General features: G+C 61.7%; 1 pseudogene. It reads left to right on the top strand.

Features of this window, described 5'->3' with window-relative positions:
* Positions 1–148, top strand: a pseudogene (locus AC0L3X_RS47260) (SOS response-associated peptidase); the annotation flags it as partial.
* Between the last annotated feature and the right edge of the window lie 611 nt (positions 149–759).

The following is a 759-nucleotide window of genomic DNA, read 5'->3' as shown; positions in this document are numbered from 1 at the left end:
CGCTGGGGCATGCCGCCGCCACCAAAGTTCGGCGGGCCACCGGTCACCAACATCCGCAATGCCGTCACCGCACTGGCGAGCCTGGCTGAAGCCGGAGAACCGCGGCCTTGTCCCGGCTAACAGCTTCTCCGAGCAACGTCCGCTGCCGGGTGATGCGCTGAGGATCGTGGCGCGTGGCGCCGAAGGAGGACTAAGGCCGTCAAGTGAAAGTCGCCGTCGATCGACCTTACCGATCCCCAAAAATCTGCCCGCAAGAGTCTTGAGATCGCTATGCAGTCTAGCTCGGCAAGCGCGCGGCATCGCCGATTAATTTCTTGAAGCCGAGCATTTCAGGCGCTCTAGGTACCGTTTTCTGTCCGCGGCACCCGCCAGGAGATGTTCGGCAATTTCAAGTGCCGAAGGCGACTTCCGCTGATGGAAACGGACGTCAAGCAGCACCTCGTCCAACGCGCGGCGCAATGTGGCTATCGTGGATGTATCGTAGCTCATGTCGGTCGTGTAGCCCGCGCTGACAACAGTGAGATGGCTGCCAAAGGACGCCAGGTCCGTTTGGCCTCTTTACGGCCGCGGTCACACTGAAGATCAAGAATTGTCCGGATTTTATACCCGTTCAGTCGTTTGGTTGTCGCAGATCGATGCACCTACAGCGCCGAAGGCCTCCAGCCGGCGGATTTTGGCTTCGGCGCCAGCGTATGCGGCTCGTGCGAGATCGGATCGAGGGGCGGGCCTCTCCGGGGGCGTCGGCCGCCTCAACCCGAG

It is taken from the genome of Bradyrhizobium sp. MI1.7, assembly GCF_055811795.1.
This window is presented reverse-complemented; position numbering and strand designations above follow the sequence as displayed.